The 18,857-nt window shown below is 68.1% G+C and carries 18 protein-coding genes, 1 tRNA gene and 1 pseudogene; 14 read left to right on the top strand and 6 right to left on the bottom strand.

The features are described from left to right. Nucleotides 1-546 precede the first annotated feature (546 nt). Both U9978_RS08645 and U9978_RS08650 read right to left on the bottom strand, forming a co-directional pair. Nucleotides 547-1,725: a hypothetical protein gene (locus U9978_RS08645; RefSeq protein WP_322760550.1), complete on the bottom strand. Its 1,179-nt coding sequence runs from the start codon at nucleotides 1,723-1,725 to the stop codon at nucleotides 547-549. Beyond that, nucleotides 1,712-2,683 carry a helix-turn-helix domain-containing protein gene (locus U9978_RS08650; RefSeq protein WP_322760551.1) on the bottom strand — a complete coding sequence of 324 codons (972 nt, stop codon included), beginning with the start codon at nucleotides 2,681-2,683 and terminating at the stop codon, nucleotides 1,712-1,714. Before U9978_RS08650 ends, U9978_RS08645 begins: the two co-directional genes overlap by 14 nt. 319 nt (nucleotides 2,684-3,002) lie before the next feature. On the opposite strand from U9978_RS08650, the gene U9978_RS08655 reads away from it, so the two are divergent. Continuing rightward, nucleotides 3,003-3,281: a hypothetical protein gene (locus tag U9978_RS08655; protein WP_322760552.1), complete on the top strand. Its 279-nt coding sequence runs from the start codon at nucleotides 3,003-3,005 to the stop codon at nucleotides 3,279-3,281. Continuing rightward, on the top strand, nucleotides 3,274-3,510 hold the full coding sequence (locus U9978_RS08660) for a hypothetical protein (RefSeq protein WP_322760553.1): 237 nt from the start codon (nucleotides 3,274-3,276) through the stop codon (nucleotides 3,508-3,510). Before U9978_RS08655 ends, U9978_RS08660 begins: the two co-directional genes overlap by 8 nt. 85 nt (nucleotides 3,511-3,595) lie before the next feature. Here the strand turns inward: U9978_RS08660 and U9978_RS08665 are convergent, their stop codons facing one another. Beyond that, nucleotides 3,596-4,030, bottom strand: coding sequence for a helix-turn-helix transcriptional regulator (locus U9978_RS08665; protein WP_322760554.1), 435 nt, complete (start codon nucleotides 4,028-4,030; stop codon nucleotides 3,596-3,598). 242 nt (nucleotides 4,031-4,272) lie between these two features. On the opposite strand from U9978_RS08665, the gene U9978_RS08670 reads away from it, so the two are divergent. The 5 genes from U9978_RS08670 (at nucleotide 4,273) to U9978_RS08690 (ending at nucleotide 8,748) form a co-directional block, all read left to right on the top strand. Next, nucleotides 4,273-4,680: a plasmid replication, integration and excision activator gene (locus U9978_RS08670; protein ID WP_322760555.1), complete on the top strand. Its 408-nt coding sequence runs from the start codon at nucleotides 4,273-4,275 to the stop codon at nucleotides 4,678-4,680. Next, entirely contained in the window at nucleotides 4,677-4,994 is a 318-nt protein-coding gene (locus U9978_RS08675; protein WP_322760556.1) for a hypothetical protein, read from the top strand. Before U9978_RS08670 ends, U9978_RS08675 begins: the two co-directional genes overlap by 4 nt. A gap of 115 nt (nucleotides 4,995-5,109) precedes the next feature. Continuing rightward, a complete protein-coding gene (locus tag U9978_RS08680; RefSeq protein WP_322760557.1) occupies nucleotides 5,110-6,630 on the top strand; it encodes an FtsK/SpoIIIE domain-containing protein in 1,521 nt (506 codons plus the stop codon). A 226-nt stretch (nucleotides 6,631-6,856) separates the two neighbouring features. Continuing rightward, complete coding sequence (locus U9978_RS08685) at nucleotides 6,857-8,527, top strand: replication initiator (protein ID WP_322760558.1); 1,671 nt, start codon at nucleotides 6,857-6,859, stop codon at nucleotides 8,525-8,527. A 29-nt stretch (nucleotides 8,528-8,556) separates the two neighbouring features. Beyond that, a complete protein-coding gene (locus U9978_RS08690) occupies nucleotides 8,557-8,748 on the top strand; it encodes a helix-turn-helix domain-containing protein (protein WP_322749087.1) in 192 nt (63 codons plus the stop codon). Between the two features lie 4 nt (nucleotides 8,749-8,752). Here U9978_RS08690 and U9978_RS08695 read toward each other — a convergent pair whose 3' ends face one another. Next, complete coding sequence (locus U9978_RS08695) at nucleotides 8,753-8,935, bottom strand: DNA-binding protein (RefSeq protein WP_322760559.1); 183 nt, start codon at nucleotides 8,933-8,935, stop codon at nucleotides 8,753-8,755. 164 nt (nucleotides 8,936-9,099) lie between these two features. Between U9978_RS08695 and U9978_RS08700 the strand changes: the two genes are divergently transcribed. From U9978_RS08700 to U9978_RS08710, 3 genes are all read left to right on the top strand, one after another. After that, a complete protein-coding gene (locus U9978_RS08700; RefSeq protein ID WP_322760560.1) occupies nucleotides 9,100-9,387 on the top strand; it encodes a hypothetical protein in 288 nt (95 codons plus the stop codon). A 258-nt stretch (nucleotides 9,388-9,645) separates the two neighbouring features. Beyond that, the gene (locus tag U9978_RS08705) at nucleotides 9,646-9,864 is read left to right on the top strand and encodes a hypothetical protein (RefSeq protein WP_322760561.1); all 219 of its coding nucleotides are present in this window, start codon (nucleotides 9,646-9,648) and stop codon (nucleotides 9,862-9,864) included. Beyond that, entirely contained in the window at nucleotides 9,864-11,288 is a 1,425-nt protein-coding gene (locus U9978_RS08710; protein WP_322760562.1) for a tyrosine-type recombinase/integrase, read from the top strand. The genes U9978_RS08705 and U9978_RS08710 overlap by 1 nt, the downstream gene beginning before the upstream one ends. A 101-nt stretch (nucleotides 11,289-11,389) precedes the next feature. Here the strand turns inward: U9978_RS08710 and U9978_RS08715 are convergent. Continuing rightward, nucleotides 11,390-11,462 (bottom strand) — tRNA-Arg (locus U9978_RS08715). A gap of 291 nt (nucleotides 11,463-11,753) precedes the next feature. On the opposite strand from U9978_RS08715, the gene U9978_RS08720 reads away from it, so the two are divergent. Then, entirely contained in the window at nucleotides 11,754-13,880 is a 2,127-nt protein-coding gene (locus U9978_RS08720) for a serine/threonine-protein kinase (protein WP_322760563.1), read from the top strand. 94 nt (nucleotides 13,881-13,974) lie between these two features. Here the strand turns inward: U9978_RS08720 and U9978_RS08725 are convergent, their stop codons facing one another. Continuing rightward, nucleotides 13,975-17,217, bottom strand: coding sequence for a bacterial transcriptional activator domain-containing protein (locus U9978_RS08725; RefSeq protein ID WP_322760564.1), 3,243 nt, complete (start codon nucleotides 17,215-17,217; stop codon nucleotides 13,975-13,977). Nucleotides 17,218-17,804: 587 nt separating this feature from the next. Between U9978_RS08725 and U9978_RS08730 the strand changes: the two genes are divergently transcribed. The 3 genes and pseudogenes from U9978_RS08730 to U9978_RS08740 all read left to right on the top strand — a co-directional run. Then, nucleotides 17,805-18,107 carry a WXG100 family type VII secretion target gene (locus U9978_RS08730; RefSeq protein ID WP_322760565.1) on the top strand — a complete coding sequence of 101 codons (303 nt, stop codon included), beginning with the start codon at nucleotides 17,805-17,807 and terminating at the stop codon, nucleotides 18,105-18,107. 107 nt (nucleotides 18,108-18,214) lie between these two features. Further along, nucleotides 18,215-18,538, top strand: coding sequence for a hypothetical protein (locus U9978_RS08735; RefSeq protein WP_322760566.1), 324 nt, complete (start codon nucleotides 18,215-18,217; stop codon nucleotides 18,536-18,538). An 86-nt stretch (nucleotides 18,539-18,624) separates the two neighbouring features. After that, a pseudogene (locus U9978_RS08740) lies at nucleotides 18,625-18,857 on the top strand (hypothetical protein); the annotation flags it as partial.

The raw sequence follows: 18,857 nt of genomic DNA on the forward strand, positions 1-18,857 counted from the left end.
TCAGTCGTCCTGATCCGACGCAATCTTTCTGATCTTGACGGATAGCTGTGACGGTTTTTCATCACTTGATCAAGATTGACTGTGCTGTCGGTAACCGCAGACGGTTTCATCATGGCGGGTGAGGGGTCGGGCTGTCCGGGGAGCGAAGCGACCGGGGACTGTCTCCCTGCTGCCAGATGGCGTGCCTCTACTCGTTTTTCGTATGCCCTGGCGTGCCCGGTGCTGGTCTCCGGTGGTCGCATGGCTGTGCATCCCGGAACGCGCTCGGCTACTCGGTGAACCTGACCGCAAAACAGAACCAGCATCGCGAATCCGTGCCGCTCGGTACGGCGTGGATTCGCCTATCCGGCGGCGGTCGCTCTGACCGGCATGCCTACAGGTCCTGGGATGCCTGGCCTCCTTGCCATTCCCGCTCTGGGTTGTGCGCGGTGGCGGGCCAGCGACGCGCCCGGCGAGCACGGCCGCCAGGCCGCGCGCAGGCGGTCGCGCGGCGCAGGCACGCGCCGCACCCTTGATCTAAAACCGAGTAATTCGGCAGTGCCCGGCTTATGGCGTATCGGGGGTGCCGGGTCCGCCGATGCGTGGGCCGGATGGCCAGAGTTGGGCGAGATCCGCCGGGGTAAGCGGCCGTTGGTAGGCAGTGCGAAGGATAGTTCCCGAGATCTCGGGGCCGGCAGTGTCGGCAAGGGCGACGAACCAGTCGATGCCCGCGGGGTAGGACCAGAGGTAGGAGCGTAGGAGTGGGTCTGCGCCGCGGTCGGTGAGGGCGTCGGCGATGGTGCTGTCTTTCCAGAACGGCACCCGGTCACGGGCGTGGTCGACACAGTCGGCGACGGATGTTCCGGTGTTGATGGCGCGGTGTAGTTCGGCGCGGACGAGCTGAAGGTAATGATCGACGCGTATCCGGGTGGTCAGTGGTTCGTCATCGGGTGCGGTGAACAGGGGTAGGGCCTGGGCGAGTCCTTCCATGAGGACCTGTTGTTGGGCGTGTACGGAGGTCAGGCGTACCCACGGGACGTCGTTGCGGGTGCAGTTGGCCGACCAGTTGGCGGCCTGGAGGGCGTGGCCGAGGATTTCGTGTTGCGCGAACTGGCGTAGCCGTACCGCGGTGAACCGGGCGTTGCGTTGGTTGAGGCGGAGTCGAACCTTCGATCCGGCTCCATCGAGCCAATAGGCCCAATACACGTCGAGGTCGACGCGTTCAATGGTCAGGTCGTAGTCGGCGGTCGCGCCGGTGAGGCGGCGGACTGTCGGTTCAATCTCCGTTGCCGCTGCGCGGATCAGATCGGGGACATCGTCGCTGGGCACGGGGCCTTCGGCCTCGTCGAGGTGAGCGGCGGTATCCGGGCCCCAGGTGACCCCGCATGCCCCGATGGCCGATATCGCCCGGTCGCGGCAGGCGGTGATGTAGTCGTCGGTCCATCCGGCCGCCGTGCATCCCTGGGTGGCCTGGACATAGGCATCCAATGGTTGGTGTTCCCCGAGTAGCGCACGCAGGTAGGCCAGGTGTGCGCCGACACGGTCGGCTAGGTGCGGCTGGTCCTCGGCGTGTGCGCGGCGTTCCAGGTCGGTGAACCGGGCATGCGCGTCGATGCGGTCGGCGACCGGTGGGATCTCGACGTCGGTGGGGGCGCAGTCGTAGTCGATGACCGCGGGGCAGCCTCGCTGGCGTTCGTAGGCGTCCCAGGCCCGTAGCGCCGTTTCGATGTCATCACGCAAGGTCACGATCGGCGTCCCATCGGAGCGTCACGGCGTGGTTCGGTGCCAGGTTGGCGCGGGTCAACTCGAGGACGATGGCGGTCTCGTCGTATGTCCAGGTGAGTCCGTCGGTGGCGGAGACCTCGGAGCCGTCGGCGTGTTCCTCCACGGCGGTGCAGCTCAGCAGTTGCCGTGTGCCGCGGTGGCGGACGGTGAGTGAGTACCGGTCGGTGGGGCGGGTGAAGCCTTGCCGCCAGTAGAGCTCGTCGAGGAACCGTCCGCCGTCGCAGGTGTAGGCGATGATCGCAGATTCGCCGGGCTGGACTGCGGGGAAGATCTGGCAGGCGAACTTGGACATCGTGATGGTGTCGTGGATCCGCTGGATGATGACGTTGCGGTCGGATGCGGCGGCTGGCTTGATCGTGAGGATGCCGGTGGTGTGTTTGAACCACAGCTCGCGGACGAGACGGGTGATCGGTAACGTGCCGATGTTCACCAGTTCGTAGGTGTAGGTGACCTGGGCGGAGCCGTCGGCGGCGATGTCGATCGTGACGGACAGGGACCGTTCCCGCGCGGCGTAGTCGCCTGGCGTGGATGCCGGGTGTTCGGGGGCCGGTCGGGCGGCTGGCGGGGTCGGCGTGGGGATCTCTGCGCGGGCGTCCGGCGAGGGTGGCGCGGGTGTGGGGCCTGTGCTCTCCCATGGGCGCGGGGCCAGGCGGAGAAGCTCGCCGGGGATGCGCAGGGCGTCGGCGATGCGTTCGATCAGGTCGATGGACATGATGTGTTCCTGATCGCGCATGATCCGGCTGACGCGGCTCTGGGTGAGCCCTTCGATCGGAGAGGCGATGCGGTCCTGACTGGCGCCGTCGTACTTCTTCAACAGCCGGAAGATGGTGCCGAAGTCGCGGGCGTTCAGCGCCGTGCGCATGTCGTCCCGGTCGAGTACCTGCCGGGAGACCGTGTAAGGGCTGGTGGTTGGCGGCATCGTGCCTTCTCGGGTGCGTCCGATGGTCCGCCGGTCAGCGGTGTGCAGGGCGGCATGCTGACAGTAGCGCGTTCATACCAGGTTGGTATGGGACCTTCGCCCGAGTCGCGCGCTCGTGTACCGCTTGTCGACCGTTCGCCTGGTGGAACACGGCTGGTCGGGGGAGTCGGGCGGCGTATACGGACTTGGCGTTTCGGTGCGGTCCGCGGGTCGGTGAGCCTGTTGTCCAACCAGTCCGGTTCCGCGTTGAGCGCGGTGTCCGCGGGGCCGGGCTGGCGTCCGAAAGGCATGCTGACGACAGGATGGGACGGTGCGGCCGGTGACCAGGGTAGACACGGTGGCTGACGGCGGGGATGGATCGATGTCCGTGCTCTACGGCGTGGTGCGCTTCGAGCCGGGGGACGAACGGCGGGTCCGCGATACGACGATCACGTTTGACTCGCCCGGGTCGGCGGAACTGTTCGCGGTGGAAAGCGGCTGGCACGACTATCAGGTGTGCCCGTTGTTCTTCTTCGTGGATCACTCCACGGCGCCGGCGGCGGGTCGGATGCTGCTGGGTGCGGCGTTGGCGCGCTCGACGCGGCGGGCCGGTGGCTGAGACCACCGGTGCGCATGCACCGGTCACCCTCGACCGCGCAGACTGCATGATTACGATCTATCCGGACGCGCGCCCGGTGGACGTCATGCGGGCGTGGGCGGCGCTCCCGGACGGGGTGGGGTTCGCGGAAGCTTTCGGTGATGTTGAGGTGACGCTCGTGTTCCGGCCGGTAGACGGCGTGGGGACGGGTCCGGCGATGCCCGAGAGGCTGCCGTTCGGCCCGCGCTGATCAGCGGTCGGCGGTCAGGGGCCGGCGCAGACAGGGGCTGGTGCCCAGGTGGACGATCTGTCGTCCGTCCGGGTGCCGGCCCCTTCTATCGTGCGCGGGGCTCGCAGTTATGCGGCTCGGGGTTCCGCCCGGCGGTGACGAGCTGCTCGACGGTCACGAGACGGCGGCTGAGCTCTTCGAGGCGTTCTTCGATCCGGCGCAGTGTCACGATGACCGGATCGTCCGGGGTGGCGGGTTCGGTGGGCGGGTGGCCGGCGAGTAGAACTCTGATCAGATGGTCGTCGGGCCAGTCGAGAGCGCGGGCCAGTGCGGTCAACGTCTTGTTCTGGAAACGGCGGCCCGTGCCGTGCTGCACCAGGCGGACCGTGGACACCGACACTCCCGACGCCTCGGCGAGCTGTTGCTGACCGATGCGGCGGGCTGCCATTCGTTCGTTGAGTGCTACCGCCACGGCGGCCCAGTCCTCGCCGTCGACGGGTCGGCGGGCGGTATAGACCCGATGGGTATTGCGGTCAGTCATGGCCCGCATATTAGCGCCCAAGCAAGCAGAATTTCGACTGATGTGCGCGTCCATACCAGGACCGTATGAGCAAGTCGGCTCTGGATAGTCGGTCAGACCGGCTTGGTATGGCCGTCATACCAAGGACGTATACATGGCCTGTATACGGGTTGAGTAGCTGTCGGCGAGCGATGCAGTGTGTATCTCGACGGGCCGGGCGGTCATCTCCGACAATCCGGCGAGACGACGAGAGGCAGGCGGCGATGGCGGTACCGCGGTGGATTCCGGTGGCGTTCGGGGATGTGTTTCCCCACGGGGCGTTCGTGCTCGGGGTGGAAGCGGCGAACGACTTTGAGAAGTCGAAGGCGGGCGTCCCGGATGCGCAGGAGCGGGACAAGGAAACCGGTGAGCTGCTGTGGGCGGTGCGGGTGATGGACGCGGACCCGAACGCGCGGGCGGGGTCGGCGGAAGTCAAGGTGAAGATTCCCGCGCCGGTTCAGCCGGTGCCCCCGGAGCCGTTGGCGGGTACGGCGTTGCGGCCGGTGGAGTTCGACGGGTTGACGGTCATGCCGTGGGTGAACAGGTTCGGCGCCACCCCGAAGCAGGGGCTGGCGTTGCGGGCGAAGGGGATGCGGCCGGTGCGTACGGGCTCGGGGCGGGCGGCGGCATGACCGCGCCGACCAGCACCACGGGCATGGATGGCGAGCGGGTGCCGGTCCGGTCAGGTTGGCATGTGGGCGTGCACGTCGGGTCGGAGTGGTCGGTGCGCTGCCACACCTACCCGGACGAGCGGCCGATCCTCTCGCTGGACACCCCCGGCGGCGGCCTGTCGGTCTCCGCGATGGGCGGCACGGTGACCGCCGACCATGTTGATTTCGCGTATGCGCTGGTGAAAGCCGCCAACGACTATCTGATCGAATGTGAACGGCTCCTCCTGGACCGCACGGCCGATGACACTGATAACGGGGCTGCGGTAGCGGCCTGAGTCTGGTTCTTCTCCTCGCGGGTGCCAGGACGGTGGCGGCTTTCGAGCGCTGTTCTTCGCCGGTTCCGGACCGCTGATTCTCGATTCTTCTAATGCTGGGTGGGTGTGATCTGTCATGGCCAGAATCAACGGCTCCCGGCCGTTTCCCGAGGTACCGACCAGGCATCCGAAAATCGACGTACCGCTGTGGGCGGTCCTACTGGGGCTTGCCGGCCGGATAGGCGCCCATGTGGTCGTGTTTCTCGTCCGGCATCCGGTGGCGGTGGCCGTGGTGTTCGCGGTGGCGGTGGTCCGCCAGCGGTTCGGCCTGCTCGGGCTCGGCCTGCTGCTCGTCGCCCTGGTCGCGGTCGGTGTGGTGTGGCGGCTGGTGCATCGCCGATCGTTCGACAGGCTGGCCCGCTGGATGTGGGGACGGCTGCGGCTGCTGGTCATCTACCGGTGGCGCTGGCGCCCGGTCATGGTCCACACCGGGTTGGCGATTCGGATTCCGGTGTCCAACGGCGACCGGGTCTCCTTCGCCGAAACCTTCCCTCGCATCCGGACAATCCGCTCCGATCGGTGGGGCGACCAGCTCCGGATCGAACTGCTCTACGGCCAGACCCCCGACCAGTGGGCGGAGCAGGCCGACGCGCTCCGCCACGCCTTCCGGGCCCGGTCCTGTCGGATCCGGTCCGATCGGGTGGGGTTCATCTGGGTGGACTTCGCCCGCCGTGATCCCCTCGCCGTGCCCGTCCCACCCGCCGATCTGGACGGTCCCGACGCGGACGCGGACGGGGACTGGGACGGCGGGGACGACGGTCCGGTGGACCTGTCCGGGATTCCGATCGGCCGCCGTGAGGACGGCGAACTGTGGCGGCTGCCGGTCCACGGCGCCCATGTCCTGATCGCCGGGGCGACCGGGTCGGGGAAGAGCGCGGCGGTGTGGGCAACGATCCGCGGACTTGGTCCGGCGGTGCGTGCCGGCCTGGTCGAACTGTGGGTAGCCGACCCCAAGGGCGGGATGGAACTGGCCTTTGGGCAGGCGATGTTTTCCCGGTTCGCGACCGACACCGAGAGCATCGCCGATCTCCTCGACGATGCGGTCACCGTCATGCGCAAGCGGGCGGCGCGGCTGCGTGGGGTCAGCCGGCTGCACACTCCGACGACGGATGAGCCGCTGATCGTGGTGATCGTGGATGAGATCGCCTCGCTGACCTCCTATGTCACCGACCGGGAGCTGAAGCGGCGGCTGTCGGCGTCGCTGCCGCTGCTGCTCTCCCAGGGTCGCGCACCGGGCGTGGTGGTGATCGGTGCGGTGCAGGATCCCCGCAAAGAGGTGCTGCCGTTCCGGGATCTGTTCCCGGTCCGGGTCGCGCTGCGGATGACCGAAGCTGACCAGGTTGATCTCGTGCTCGGGGACGGTGCCCGCGACCGCGGGGCACGGGCCGATGAGATTCCGGAAGACATGCCGGGGGTCGGCTATGTGCTCCTGGACGGGCAGGCGGACCCGGTGCGGGTGCGGGCGGCCTGGGTTGACGATGCCGAGATTGCCCGGATGGCCCGTCGGTATCCGGTGCCGGCGGTCGCCGAGCTGCTGGATCTGGTCGGCGACGGTCCGGACGGGTGGACACCGGATGTGGACGGCTGGGCCGCGTGACTGGACCGGAGGAATTCGCGCCGGTGTATCCGCTGCCGGTCTGCGGCTGGTGCCGGCATCTGTGGGTTGCGCACTGGGCGGATGAGGGCTGTCAGATACCGGCGGGGCGGTGGCGGGTGTGTGGCTGCCGGGAACCGCCACCCGACCACCCCGACCACCCTCACCCCGAGACAGACGACGACGGCCAGGACCACGACCACGACCACGGACAGGAGGGACGGGCGGCATGACCGAGGTGAGCACCCCGCCGGCGCCGGGTAGCCGGGCCGCCCGCCTGCGCCAACCACTGGCCCGTCATGTCCTGGAGGCAGTCGCGGCGGAGAACGGGGTGTGTATCCGGCCGTTGGCGATGCGCCGCGTGGACGTGGTCACCGGCGAAACTGAGATCATCCCGGTGGCGTGCGGGGCCACCCTGGCATCCAAGTGCCCGCCGTGCGCGGAACGTGCCCGCAAGCTCCGGATGGCGCAGTGCAAGGCCGGCTGGCATCTCGATGACGAACCGCTCCCCGACCCCGACCCGCCCGGCGATGACGCGAAGACGCTGGTCCAGCTCCGGGCGGATCTCGAAGCGGTCCGCACCGACGCCGTGACCGGCCACGATGTGGATCAGATCGGCGAAGTCGACGATCTGATCTCACAGGTGGACACGGCGTTGAACGATCTCGGCGTGCGCGGCAAGACCGCGCCGGACAGTCGCGACCGGCCACGGCGGACCCGGTCGACGAAACGGCGGCAGGATGCCCCGGACCTGCCCCGGCTGCCGGTGGATCGGCGCACCGTCGGGCGGACCTTCACGTCACCCGCCGGGACGGTGTGGCGGCCGTCGATGTTCCTCACGCTCACCTGCGACAGCTACGGCCGGGTCACGTCGGAGGGCACCCCGGTGGACCCGGTGTCGTATGACTATCGGCGGGCGGCCCGCGACGCGATCCACTTTCCCAAACTCGTCGACCGGTTCTGGCAGAACATGCGCCGGGCAGTCGGCTGGGACATTCAGTACTTCGCCTGCCTGGAACCGCAACGGCGCTTGGCGCCCCATCTGCATGCGGCGATGCGCGGCACGATCCCGCGGGTCCTGCTTCGCCAGGTCGCGGCGGCGACCTATCACCAGGTGTGGTGGCCAGCCTGTGACCGGCCGGTCTACGGCGTGGATCGTCTGCCCGCCTGGGATGAGGAAACGGACAGCTACGTCGATCCCGACGCACACGAACCGCTCCCGACCTGGGATGAGGCGCTGGACGCGATCGGCGACGATACCGAACCTACCCACGTCGTCCGGTTCGGCGTCCAGGTTCGCGCCGACGGGGTGACCGCGACCAACCGCAACACCGGCCGGTTGATCGGCTACCTGTGCAAGTACCTGACCAAGTCGTTGGACACCTGCCACGCCATCGCCACCGACGCGCAGCGGGCGCACGTCGATCGGCTCGCCGACGCGCTGCGGTACGAACCGTGTTCGTCGGGCTGCTCCAACTGGCTGCTTTACGGCGTCCAGCCGAAGAATCCGCGGGCCGGGCTGGTGCCGGGGCGGTGCAAGGGCAAGGTCCACCGCCGGGAGACCCTCGGCTTCGGCGGACGCCGCGTGCTGGTCTCCCGCAAATGGTCGGGCAAGAGCCTTGCCGATCACAAGGAAGATCGCAAGACGTGGATCCGGGAACAGCTCGCGGTCCTCGGCCACACCGACACCGGCGATGGCGGCCAGGGCGTCGCGCCCGACCGGGTGGTCTGGCAGCTGCTCCACCCCGGTGATCCGGCGACACCCCGCCGGGAACACCTGCTGTTGCGGGCGGTCGCGGATCGGCATCGCTGGCGCGCCCAGCTGGACGCGGCCCGTGCGGCTCGCGGTGATCCCCACCCGGTTTCGGCAACCGACCCGGGCATGCCCCGTGCGGCCTGAATCCTCGACCTGATGACGACGGAGGAACCGTGAGCAAGCTCCTTCTCACTCCGGCCGAAGCGGCGGCCGAACTGCGGGTGAGTCGCGCGAAGCTCTATCAGTTGATGAAGGCGGGCCTGATCGACTCGGTGTTGATCGACCGGTCGCGGCGGATCCCGCGGGCGGCGCTCGTCGCCTACGTCGATCGGCTCCGCGGGTTCGAACGCGAGGATGCGGCGTGAGTCGTCAGGTGGTCGGGTCGCGGGGCGGGCGGTGTTCGGCAATCCAGCGTTCCACGTCGTCGGCTCGCCAGATCTTCCCGGCTTTGATCTCGTCGAGTGGTTCGGGGAACGACGGGTCGGTGGTGACGATCTGGTGGACCCGGACGCGGCTCACGCTGAGACGTGCGGCGATCTCCGCTGTGCCCATGAGTCGTTCCCGCACCATTCCCGAAGCGTACTTGACAGTCGCTAAGCCGCCATAGACACTCAACAGGACTTAGCGACTGCTAAGTATGGCGGTCCCGCCGGGAGCTCTCACCCTCCGCGACGGGACCTGGATCCGCACCCCTTCTGATGCAAGGAGCGCAGACCGTGACGCCTATCATTCCGCCTGGCCATGGCCCGTGGCGCACCCCGTCCGGCCAACCGCGGTTCGTGACTGTTCGGCAGTCCCACTCCGGCGACTGGGAAGTGACCGTCCGACCGGGCGCTGATCCGTTCGATCTGACCTCGGCGCTCGGGACGATGCCGGTGGACGCGGTGTTCACTGAGGCTCTCGGTGACGTCGACGTCGTCCTGATTTTCCGGGCGATCCCCGGTGCCCCGGCGCTGCTGCCAACAGGGCTCGGCCACCCGCCGGCCATTCCGGCGATGCGCTGAACCCCGCGGTTCTTCGCTTCTACCCCATTTCTTTTCCGTTCCTCTGGTAGGCGCCCTATCTGTCGGGGGGCCGGACGGGTCCAGGGTCGGCGTAGCCGATCACGTAGTGACGCGGTAGCGCCCTGGATGCGGCCGGTTTCCCGACAGACCCTTCCACGCCCAGAGGACCGGGACCTACCGGATCGCCAGATGTGATCCGGCCGCCTTTTCTGGCGGTTCCTCCCGTTCTTTTCTTCTTTCGGCAAGGAGTGATCTTTCATGCTGCCTGAATCCGGACCCGATGACGGGCCGCGGACGGTGTCCGTGGTCGCAGCCCTGCATGAGCATCTCGACCGGGCCGGCCGTGGTCAGGGCCGCTGGATTGCGGACGCGACCGGTCAGGAGGAATTCGCCTGCGACATGGGAGACAGCCGGTATGGCTGCCCGTGGTGTGACCGGGTTGCCTGGCCCGACGGTAATCCGCTGGATGTGGCGTGATGGCCGCGGGGAAGGGGAGCCGACGGGGGAACAACGAGGGGTCGGCCTACCGGTACCGCAACGGTTGGGCCGGTCAGGTCAGCATGCCCGACGGCACCCGCAAGACCGTGTACGGCGCGACGAGAGATGCCGTTCTCGACGAGATCAAGAAGGTACGGCGGGCGATCGATGACGGCGTGCCGGTGGTGTCCACCCGGATGACGGTGGGGGAGTACCTCGACCAGTGGGTGACGGTGGTCCTGGCGTCCCGGGTGGTGGCGGGCACGCTCGCGGAGTCAAGCGCCGAATCGTATGAACTGTTGACGCGGCTGCACATCATCCCGGTGCTGGGCCGACACGAGCTACGCAAGCTCTCGACAGCGCACGTCCGGCAGTGGATGACCGCGAAGCTCACCGAACCGTCCGCGGCCGGTCTTGCCGCTCGCCAACGGCGGGAAGAGGAGAAGGCACGCAAGGCCGCGGAGAAAGCAGCGCAGCAGCCGACCGCTGATACGGACCGGCCGAAGCGGCGAACCGGGCGCAAACCAGGCCCGGCGAAGCGGGTTGCGACACCCGACCCGAAGCCGATCAAACCGCTGTCGGCGCGCAGCGTCCGCTATCTGGTGACAATTCTGCGGCTGGCGTTGAAGGACGCGGTCCGGGAGGAACTGTTGGTGCGTAACGTCGCGGAGCTGGTCCAGCCTCCCCGCAAGGACGATGCGCCGGTGCGGGCGTTGTCGGATGCGGACGCGGGCCGGGTCCTGGCGGTGGCGCTCGTCGATCGCCTTGCCGCGCTGTGGATGGTCATGTTGGCGCTGGGCCTGCGGAAGGGGGAGGCTCTCGGGCTGCGCTGGGACGTGATCGACCTGGACGCGGGCACCGTGGAGATTCGCCGTAAGCAGCGGCGGCGCCTGGTCGGGGTCGATCCGGACACCGGCCGCAAGCGGTGGGAGCTCGTCGAGGACGACGACCTGAAGACCAAGGGGTCGAAGGCGACCCTCGCGCTACCGGAAATGGTCGTCGTGGTGCTCCGGGAGCATAAGAACCGGCAGGACGCGGCGAAAGCGGCGGCACTGGAATGGCATGATGACGGGCTCGTGTTCACCACGTCCAGCGGACGGGGGATCCAGCCGCGGAACGTCAACCGTTGGTGGGACAAGGTCTGTGAGGATGCGGACGTTCACCGAACGCGCGTTCACGACCTGAGACATACCTCGGCCACGCTGCTTTTCCGCGCGGGGGTGGATCTCAACGAGATCCGGGCGTTGCTCCGGCACACCCGTATCGCGACAACGGCTGACATCTACATCGATGTCCTCGAAGACGTCCGGCGCGGGACGGCCGCGAGCATGGATGGCATCCTCGGCCGGCTGGCTCCACCGACCCGGCCGGATGTTACGGAAAGTGACGATGGCGCGGGTGGCGGCGTGGCGTCCGAGGGTTGATCGTTTCCAATTGCAGTACTAATTGCAGTACTGGAGATCAAAAAAGCCAGAGCCCCGCGCCGTGTGATCGGCTGCGGGGCTCTGACCTGCCTCAACCAGCGTGCGCTCGGAGGGACTCGAACCCCCAACCTCTTGATCCGTAGTCAAGTGCTCTATCCGTTGAGCTACGAGCGCCTGCCGGACCACCCTAGCGGACCGACTGGGCAAGACTACAGCACCGGCGTGTGATCTCCGAATGGGTATCAGCGTGGCGGCAGCCGGGACGGCTCGATGGCAGCCAGGCAGCCATCGGCAACCACCGCCCTGTCCGGAAGATCGCGGGCGCTCGGATCGCGAGCCTCCGGATCATACGGCGATCCGACGGGTGCTGGCCAGGTTTCCGACGGGTTTATGACCGGGATGCGGGTGGGGCCTGTGCGGTCGGGTAATCTCCGCACGTGATCGGGGTCGGCGAGAGGGGACCGGATGCTCGCGCCGCTTGGTGCTGACGATCCGCGTTCGATTGGTCCGTACCGCCTGCACGGCCGTCTCGGCGAAGGCGGGATGGGGGTCGTCTACCAGGGTTTCGCTCCGGATGACAAGCCGGTGGCAATCAAGGTCCCGCACCGCAACGTCGCCGCGGATCCCGAGTTCCGCGCGCGTTTTCGGCAGGAGGTCACGGCCGCCCGGCGGGTTCGCGGCACCTTCGTGGCCGAAGTCCTCGACGCCGATGTCGACGCTCCCAGTCCATGGATGGCAACCGCATACGTGGACGGGGTGAGCCTGGCCGACGCCGTGCGCCGACGTGGCCGCCTGGACGGCAACGCGCTGATGAGCCTCGCCGTCGGTCTGGCGGAGGCACTGGTCGTCATCCATGCCGCCGGCGTGGTGCACCGCGACCTCAAACCCGGGAACATCATCATGGCATGGGACGGGCCGAAGGTCATCGACTTCGGTATCGCCCGGTTGTCCGACGCCACGGTGAACACGAAAACCGGCTTCAGCATCGGAACCATCGCGTGGATGGCACCCGAGCAGCTTTCCGGCGAGCGTGCCGGACCCGCCGCCGACATCTTCGCCTGGGCTACCTGCGTCGCGTACGCCGCGACCGGCCGGCATCCCTTCGCCGCCGAGACCCCGACCGCGTCGATGGCCAGGGTCCTCGGCGGTCCTCCCGATCTTGCCGGCATTCCGGGTCCGGTTGCCATGGTGATCTCCAGGGCGCTGGCCAAGGCGCCCGCCGAGCGCCCCACCGCAGCCGATGTGGTGACCGGTCTCACCGGCCACCACATACACGGCATAACCGAATCCGAGCAGATCGCCACCCGTCTCGTCCGGGGTGGCGATGCCCCACCGCCGGCAAACCCGTACGGGCCGCCGCAACCCTCCGCCACCCGCCGGGAAGGTCCGTGGTCGGGCTGGCAGACCCCACCGCCACCAGGGGCGGGGGGTTATCCCGGACCCCCGGATACTGGATTTCCGCCCGCGCCGTCCCCGTCGGACTGGCAACGGCCCGCCCAGGAGGAGCTGCGGACGGCGCAGCCGCCATTGCCAACCGCATCCCGGGCTGCGCCGCCGGCCGCGACCGACGTTCGCGGCATTCTCGACCCCCCGGGCCCACCTCAACAGGGCTGGTTCGGCCGCTCCGTGCCGATGGCGACGCCGGTCCTGGGCGTTCTGCTGGTGGCAGCTGTCCTGACGCTGATTCCATCGGCGCTGCGGGCGCCCGGACTTTACCGGAACGCGGATGTGTGGGATGTTTTCGACGAATTCGGGATCGCGTTCCTGGCATTGCCGGTGGCGCTCATCGCTCTGGTGGCCGCAAACCGGTGGGGTAGTGGGCGTGACTTCGCGGGCGGCTGCGTCGTCGGCCTCTCTGTGATGTCGCTGGCGGAACTCGGTTGGACCCGTGAGGTCATTCATCAGCCACGCCATGCAGGCTGGTGGATGATCATGATAGGTGCTGCGGCTGCCATGGCCGTCGTTCTTGCCTGGCGAGGCTGGACGGCTGGCTGGAGCTCCGGGCGCTGGACGGCTTTTGTCGCGTTGACAGTCGGGCTGGGCGTCGTTCTGTTCACCCCGGCTTATCCCCTTTGGAAGGCCTATGTCCTTTCCGACCAGCGGAGTCTGATCGGGACGCTTGTCATCGGGGGGATGCTGCTTCTTGCCAGTCTGCTGGCGCCGTCCGGAGGCGCGACATTTTTCATCGCGGCGGTGGCGGCCGGTGTCTGCGTACTCGAGATGTACCAGCCGGAACTCATGATTTATATGGTGGACAGCTTTGCCGTGGTGATCGGGCTGGTGGCACTCGGCCTGCTCTGCGATCGCCGGTCGGACCGTTTCTTCCTGTTCGCAGCGAGGGTCACCGTTGCGGTGGCCCTCCTGCGGCTCAAGGTGCCGTCGTTCAAGATCCCGTTGTCGTCGCGTATTTTTGCGCCTCTTGGCGGAACTACCCTGAACCTGCCGGATGTCCATCTCGCCGCGTTCGCTGCGATCGCGGTACTTGCGCTGCTCGGCGCCCGTTCCCGCGGCCCACTGCTGCCGATGCCGGGGCCGTGGCAACCGCCGCCTTCCGGCCCCCCGCCGTACCGGGTCAACGGGCCGTACGGCTGACCCTGTACGGCTGACCGGCTGTGAGCCTTGGCGGCCTTGGCGGCCTTGGCAGTCGTGGCACACCGGCCCGCGCGGACCCACGGACCCGCTCCGGCTATCGGTGGCGTTCCGGCTGTCGGCGACGCAATCCCGACAGCAGTTCCCGCACCAGCGCCGCTGTCTCGGTCTGAACCTTCAGACCGCTTCGCGGTGGCGCGATCATCCGGTATGTCTCGCCGATCACGGCTTCCAGCGCCTTGCGGTCGCGCCGGGCGGCAACCGTACGCAACAGGTCGCGCCACAGGACCTCGGCCGTCGGTACGGCGCGCAGGCCGGTCCGGCATGCCGCCACGGCGGTCACGGTATCGCCATAGCCGAGCGTCAGCAGGGCAAGCCGGTGGGCAACATCCACAACTGTGGTCGCTATGGACGTTCTGATCGGGCTCGAGGCCAGCCAGTCGTAGCGGTGATCGGGTAGGTTCGTCCACAACGGCCCGGTGACTAACCGTAACGCGGTGATGAGGTCCTCTTCGGCATCGGTGTCGGCATCGGTGTTGGTATCGGTGTTGGCATCCGCCCGCCCGGACCGGTGGACGTAGGCGACGAACAGGTCCCAGTCACACCGGACATCGTCTGTGAGCCGCCAGCATCCGTCGTCGCCGGCGCGGATGCGCGGACCACCGCCGCTGGCTGGCCCGAGCCAGGCGCGGGCATCGTCGAGAGCAGCCGTCACCGCATCGCCGGACGCTCCGTGTGGCCAGATCGCCGTACTGAGGTCACTGGTGGATATCCCATTGCGATGCAGGGCGAGATAGACGACCAATTCGGTCAACAGGTCCCTGCGCTCGGGCTCCAACGGACCGGGAGCGTCGACGGTGACGGCCCCCAGAACGCGAATCTCGGCGTCATTGGGTCGGTACAGGTCCACGGTCACCAGCGGTGGCGCTTCTGCCGCGCGCTCCGGAGCTTCTTCGCGCGGTAATTCTTCGCGCGGTAATTCTTCGCGCGGGAGCATCTCGGGCGGGAGCATCTCGCGCGGGAATTCCTCGGGCGGGGATCCCTCTCCGAAGGGAGCAGGGGGGGCCGGCCGCTCACCCGGTGGCGGTAGATGGGGTCGCTGTGCCTGGACGTGGTGTGGCTGGTGCTCGAGAGCCTGGACTGGCTCGACCAGCTGTTCCGGCCGCGGCGCCTGACTGTACGTGTCGACTGGCCGCTCCTCGCCGGGGGGAGGCACCGGCGGTGGGCGTCGGGCCGCAGCCTCCCTCGGGGAGAGGGCTGGCACGACGATAGCCGGCAGCACCATAGGGGGAGGCTCAGCGTGTGCGGCGGGCGCTGCCCGGACCGGGAAGGAACGCGGCGGCGGGAGCGCTGGCAGCCCTCCGGTCGGGATCGTCTGGGACCCCGCGGACCCCGGGGACCGGACACCGAGCGGATGTGACGTGTTCGGCGGTACAGGCCGCTCACCCGGGGGCAGCGGGGGCAGCGCAGGCATGGGCCGTGGGGCCGTCAGCGGTGCGCGTGACGGTGGCGGCGGCGGGGCAGGTAGTGCTGGGAGAGGTGGTACCGGCGGATGTCTGCGACGGTCGGGCGCTCGAAGCGACGCGGCCGGCGGGTCTGCGACCGGCGGCCTCACCCGCGGCGGAATGTCGGGAACCCACGGGACGGGCTCCGGGACTCCTCCCGGAACAGGAACAGGAACAGGAGTCAGCGCAGCGACCGTTGGATCCGCGTCGGTCCCCCGGAACATCTCAATGATGGCCGTGTACTCGTCCACTGCCAGGGTCAGAGCTTTGACGTCGAATCCGAGGACACCGAGGGACAGCGTCCCGTCGGTGCTGGCCGTGAACCGCCAACGGGCAGCGCTTGTGTCGCCCACCGTGATCACACCGATGCCCCGGGTGCGTCCTGCGGCGAGGACCGACAGCCGCGTGACCTCGTCGTCGGACGGAGGCGCAGCCAGCACCAGCAGGTCCGGCGCCCACAGCGCTTGGGTCCGCGCGGCCTGCCGGCCTCGCAGCGCAGCGCCCAAGGTAGTGTCCGGATCGTTCTCGTCGCCGGCCGCGGTGGCGCGCCGTGACGCACGATCGGTCAGTTCGTTCAGAATCTCGCCGAGGTTGGTACCTGTCCGCAACCGGTTCGGGGCGATCGGTGTGGGGTCGTCAGGAAATCCGATCATGTAGACGTGCAGCTCATCAGACCACAGGTTCGTGGCGAGTTCCACCGCGATGGACACGGCCACCTCGCGGGCCACAGTCACATCCCCGCCCAGGCTGATGATTCCCGGGGCACCCTCGACGTCCACGAGAATCTGGGAGCCGTGGTCATCTGTGCCGACCGTGGCGAGGCCCGGGTACGGGGCGGGCGTGCTTGCCGGAATCCCGGCACCGACACCGGCGGGCAGGCCATCGGGTGTGTCGGCGACCCGGTCGATCAGCCAGTGGCCCGGCGTCTCGCCAACCCGCCATGGTGCTGGCGGCTCGTCGGCTTCGGCTGGCGCGATGTGAAGCAGCAACGTGGAGTCGGTGAGCGTCGCCGCGTACACCGACGGCAGGGTGCGCCCGGCCTCGGTCAGCTCCGCGGAGAGTACCCGCAGCGCCTGGTCGACAAACCGGGCTGCCCCGACATCTGCGGCAAGGCGGAGGGCGGTCTCGATGTTCTCGATTGGATCATCCACTCCGGCCCTCGGCCGCCGCCCGGCCAGGGCCACCACCACTCCCGCGGCCAGCAGGGCGGACCCGGCGACCCGCCGCAAGGGCATGGCGGCACCCGCGGCAGCCACGACCGTGGCATGGACGTTCGTGGCCGTCCCCATGGCGCCATCCCCGAACTGGCGTTCACCGACCGTGCCACCAGGCTCGGGCCGAACAGCCGAAGCTGTGGCGGCGGAATGCAGCCCTGGCGCGGCCGCGGCTGGTGTGAGGAGGATGGCGGTCCCGGAGAACAGCAGGGTGGCGGCGACGAGACGGTGCGCCAGCGTCTGCGGGCTGCCGCCGAGTGGGATCCGCGGCGGGTGGCCAGAGCCGCGCCGGCCGGACCGCCACTCGGTGATCACGCATATGACGAAGTGCGCCCACGCCAGCCACACCACGCCCGACAGAATCATCATCAGGGTTGCCTGGTCGATCGTGTTCGCAGGCGCCCAGGCCGGAGCCCACGCCCCGGGAATCGGCAAACCGACCAGTAGCACGAGCATGGCTGGCACGCCAAGGATGATCACATTGAGGAGAGTGAACGCCCTGACGGCGCGTAGCCGTGCCCGCCGCGGGACGAGCGGGTGAGCAGCCCGCGCGGCCGGCCGTGCATGCCGGCGGCCGGATGGTCCGGCATGGTCGCGGCGGGACGGCGTCACGGCGCCCATAGTCTTCCCCCCGGGTTCGGGCCGACCAGGGTTTCGCCCGGACTGTGGATAAATGACGTCGCTGTGGACACGTTCGTCATCGCTGGACGTCGTTGTCGGGCGCGCTGTACCTGGGCCGGCCTGCGCGGCCCGGTGCGGGCGCTCGGCGCCCGAGCCTGGCTGAGGCGCCGGATAGTCGCCGACCGACATGTCGATCTACTGTCGGAGTGGACACCGGGCCTCCTTGTCGCAGCGTAGACAGACGGGGCAAAACAGTAGATTCATACAAAAACGTATGTAACCGTATCAATAGGATGCACTCTGTGAGACGCTTGCAGCAGTGATCCTGCTACGGAGTGGATTCGTCGGTATATGGATGTAGCACGATATGTACCTATCTCGCGGAGAGTCGTATCTCGACACTCTGACACGGAAAGTACTTGATGTGCCACTCCTGGCAGAAATGGGGCATCGATCGCGATGCGATGACCACCGGACAGCCCCTGAACGGACGGCTTGACGCGCAGTGACTGATGCACCCGGCATCCCCGCCCCGCACCCGCCCGTTAGCCAGCAACAGCCCATCTACCTGAAAGAGGCCGGAGACGATGCCCAACCTCAACGTCACCTACACCGAGATGGACAACGCAAGTACCAGACTCCGCAACGGTAAGACCGACATCGAGGCACAGCTGAACGCCTTGAAGAAGGCGGTCAACGCACTAGTCGCCGGCGGCTACGTCACCGACCAGTCGAGCGTGCAGTTCCGGGACTCCTACGACAGATTCAACACCGGTGTCACCAACACGCTGAGCGGCCTGGACGGTATGGCCGAGTACCTCACGAAGGCCGCGGAGGCATTCCGTACCGCCGACACCCAGCTCGCGAACTCGCTCCGGAAGCAGGGCTAGCAGGCCGACGGGGGGCTGGCAGGCCGAAGGACGGGCCGGGCTCCACCGTGGCCGCAGGCCATGGGGATTCGTGTGTACAGGCATCCACACAACGGAGGTGGGTTTCGATGACTGCTGACCGTCTGTCGGTCGATCTTCCGGGTCTGGACTCCCTCGCGCGCAAGCTGGAATCGATCCGATCGACGATGAACGCGACCCGTTCGACGCTCGAGCACTATCGGGGCCAGCTGGGCTCGGTCGAGATCGAGAACGCACTCGGCGACTTCGAACACGACTGGAGTGACGGGCGCAAGAAGATCGATGACAACGCGAACAAGCTGGCAACGATGGCGTCGGACTCCGCTCGGGCACTGCGCCAGGTCGACACCGACCTGGCCACCAACCTGAACCGGGCGTCACAGCCCACGGATGAGGGGGTGGCAGAGACCTGAGTAAATACACCGCAGCCAACGGGCCGGCAACCGTCGGGTTCTCGATCACGATTCCGGACACCTGGTTCGAGATCGACCTGAATCCGGTGACCCGCCGGGCATCCATCGACGCGTTGGTCCGTGAGCGCACGCGCGGAGTCCCCGAACTCGCCGAAAAGTGCGCGACGATCTCTCGCATACTGCGCACTGCGGCCAGCGACGCCGCTGCTGGTGGTGCACTGTTCTGCGGGGTGATGGCAGAGGCGGTCGAAGGCACGGGTCTGTCCGCCGGAGTGACGGTCTCGGTGCTTGCCGCGCCCGACGGCGAGCGGCCGGCTGG

Source organism: Protofrankia sp. Cr2, from assembly GCF_963555885.1.
GTDB lineage: Bacteria > Actinomycetota > Actinomycetes > Frankiales > Frankiaceae > Protofrankia.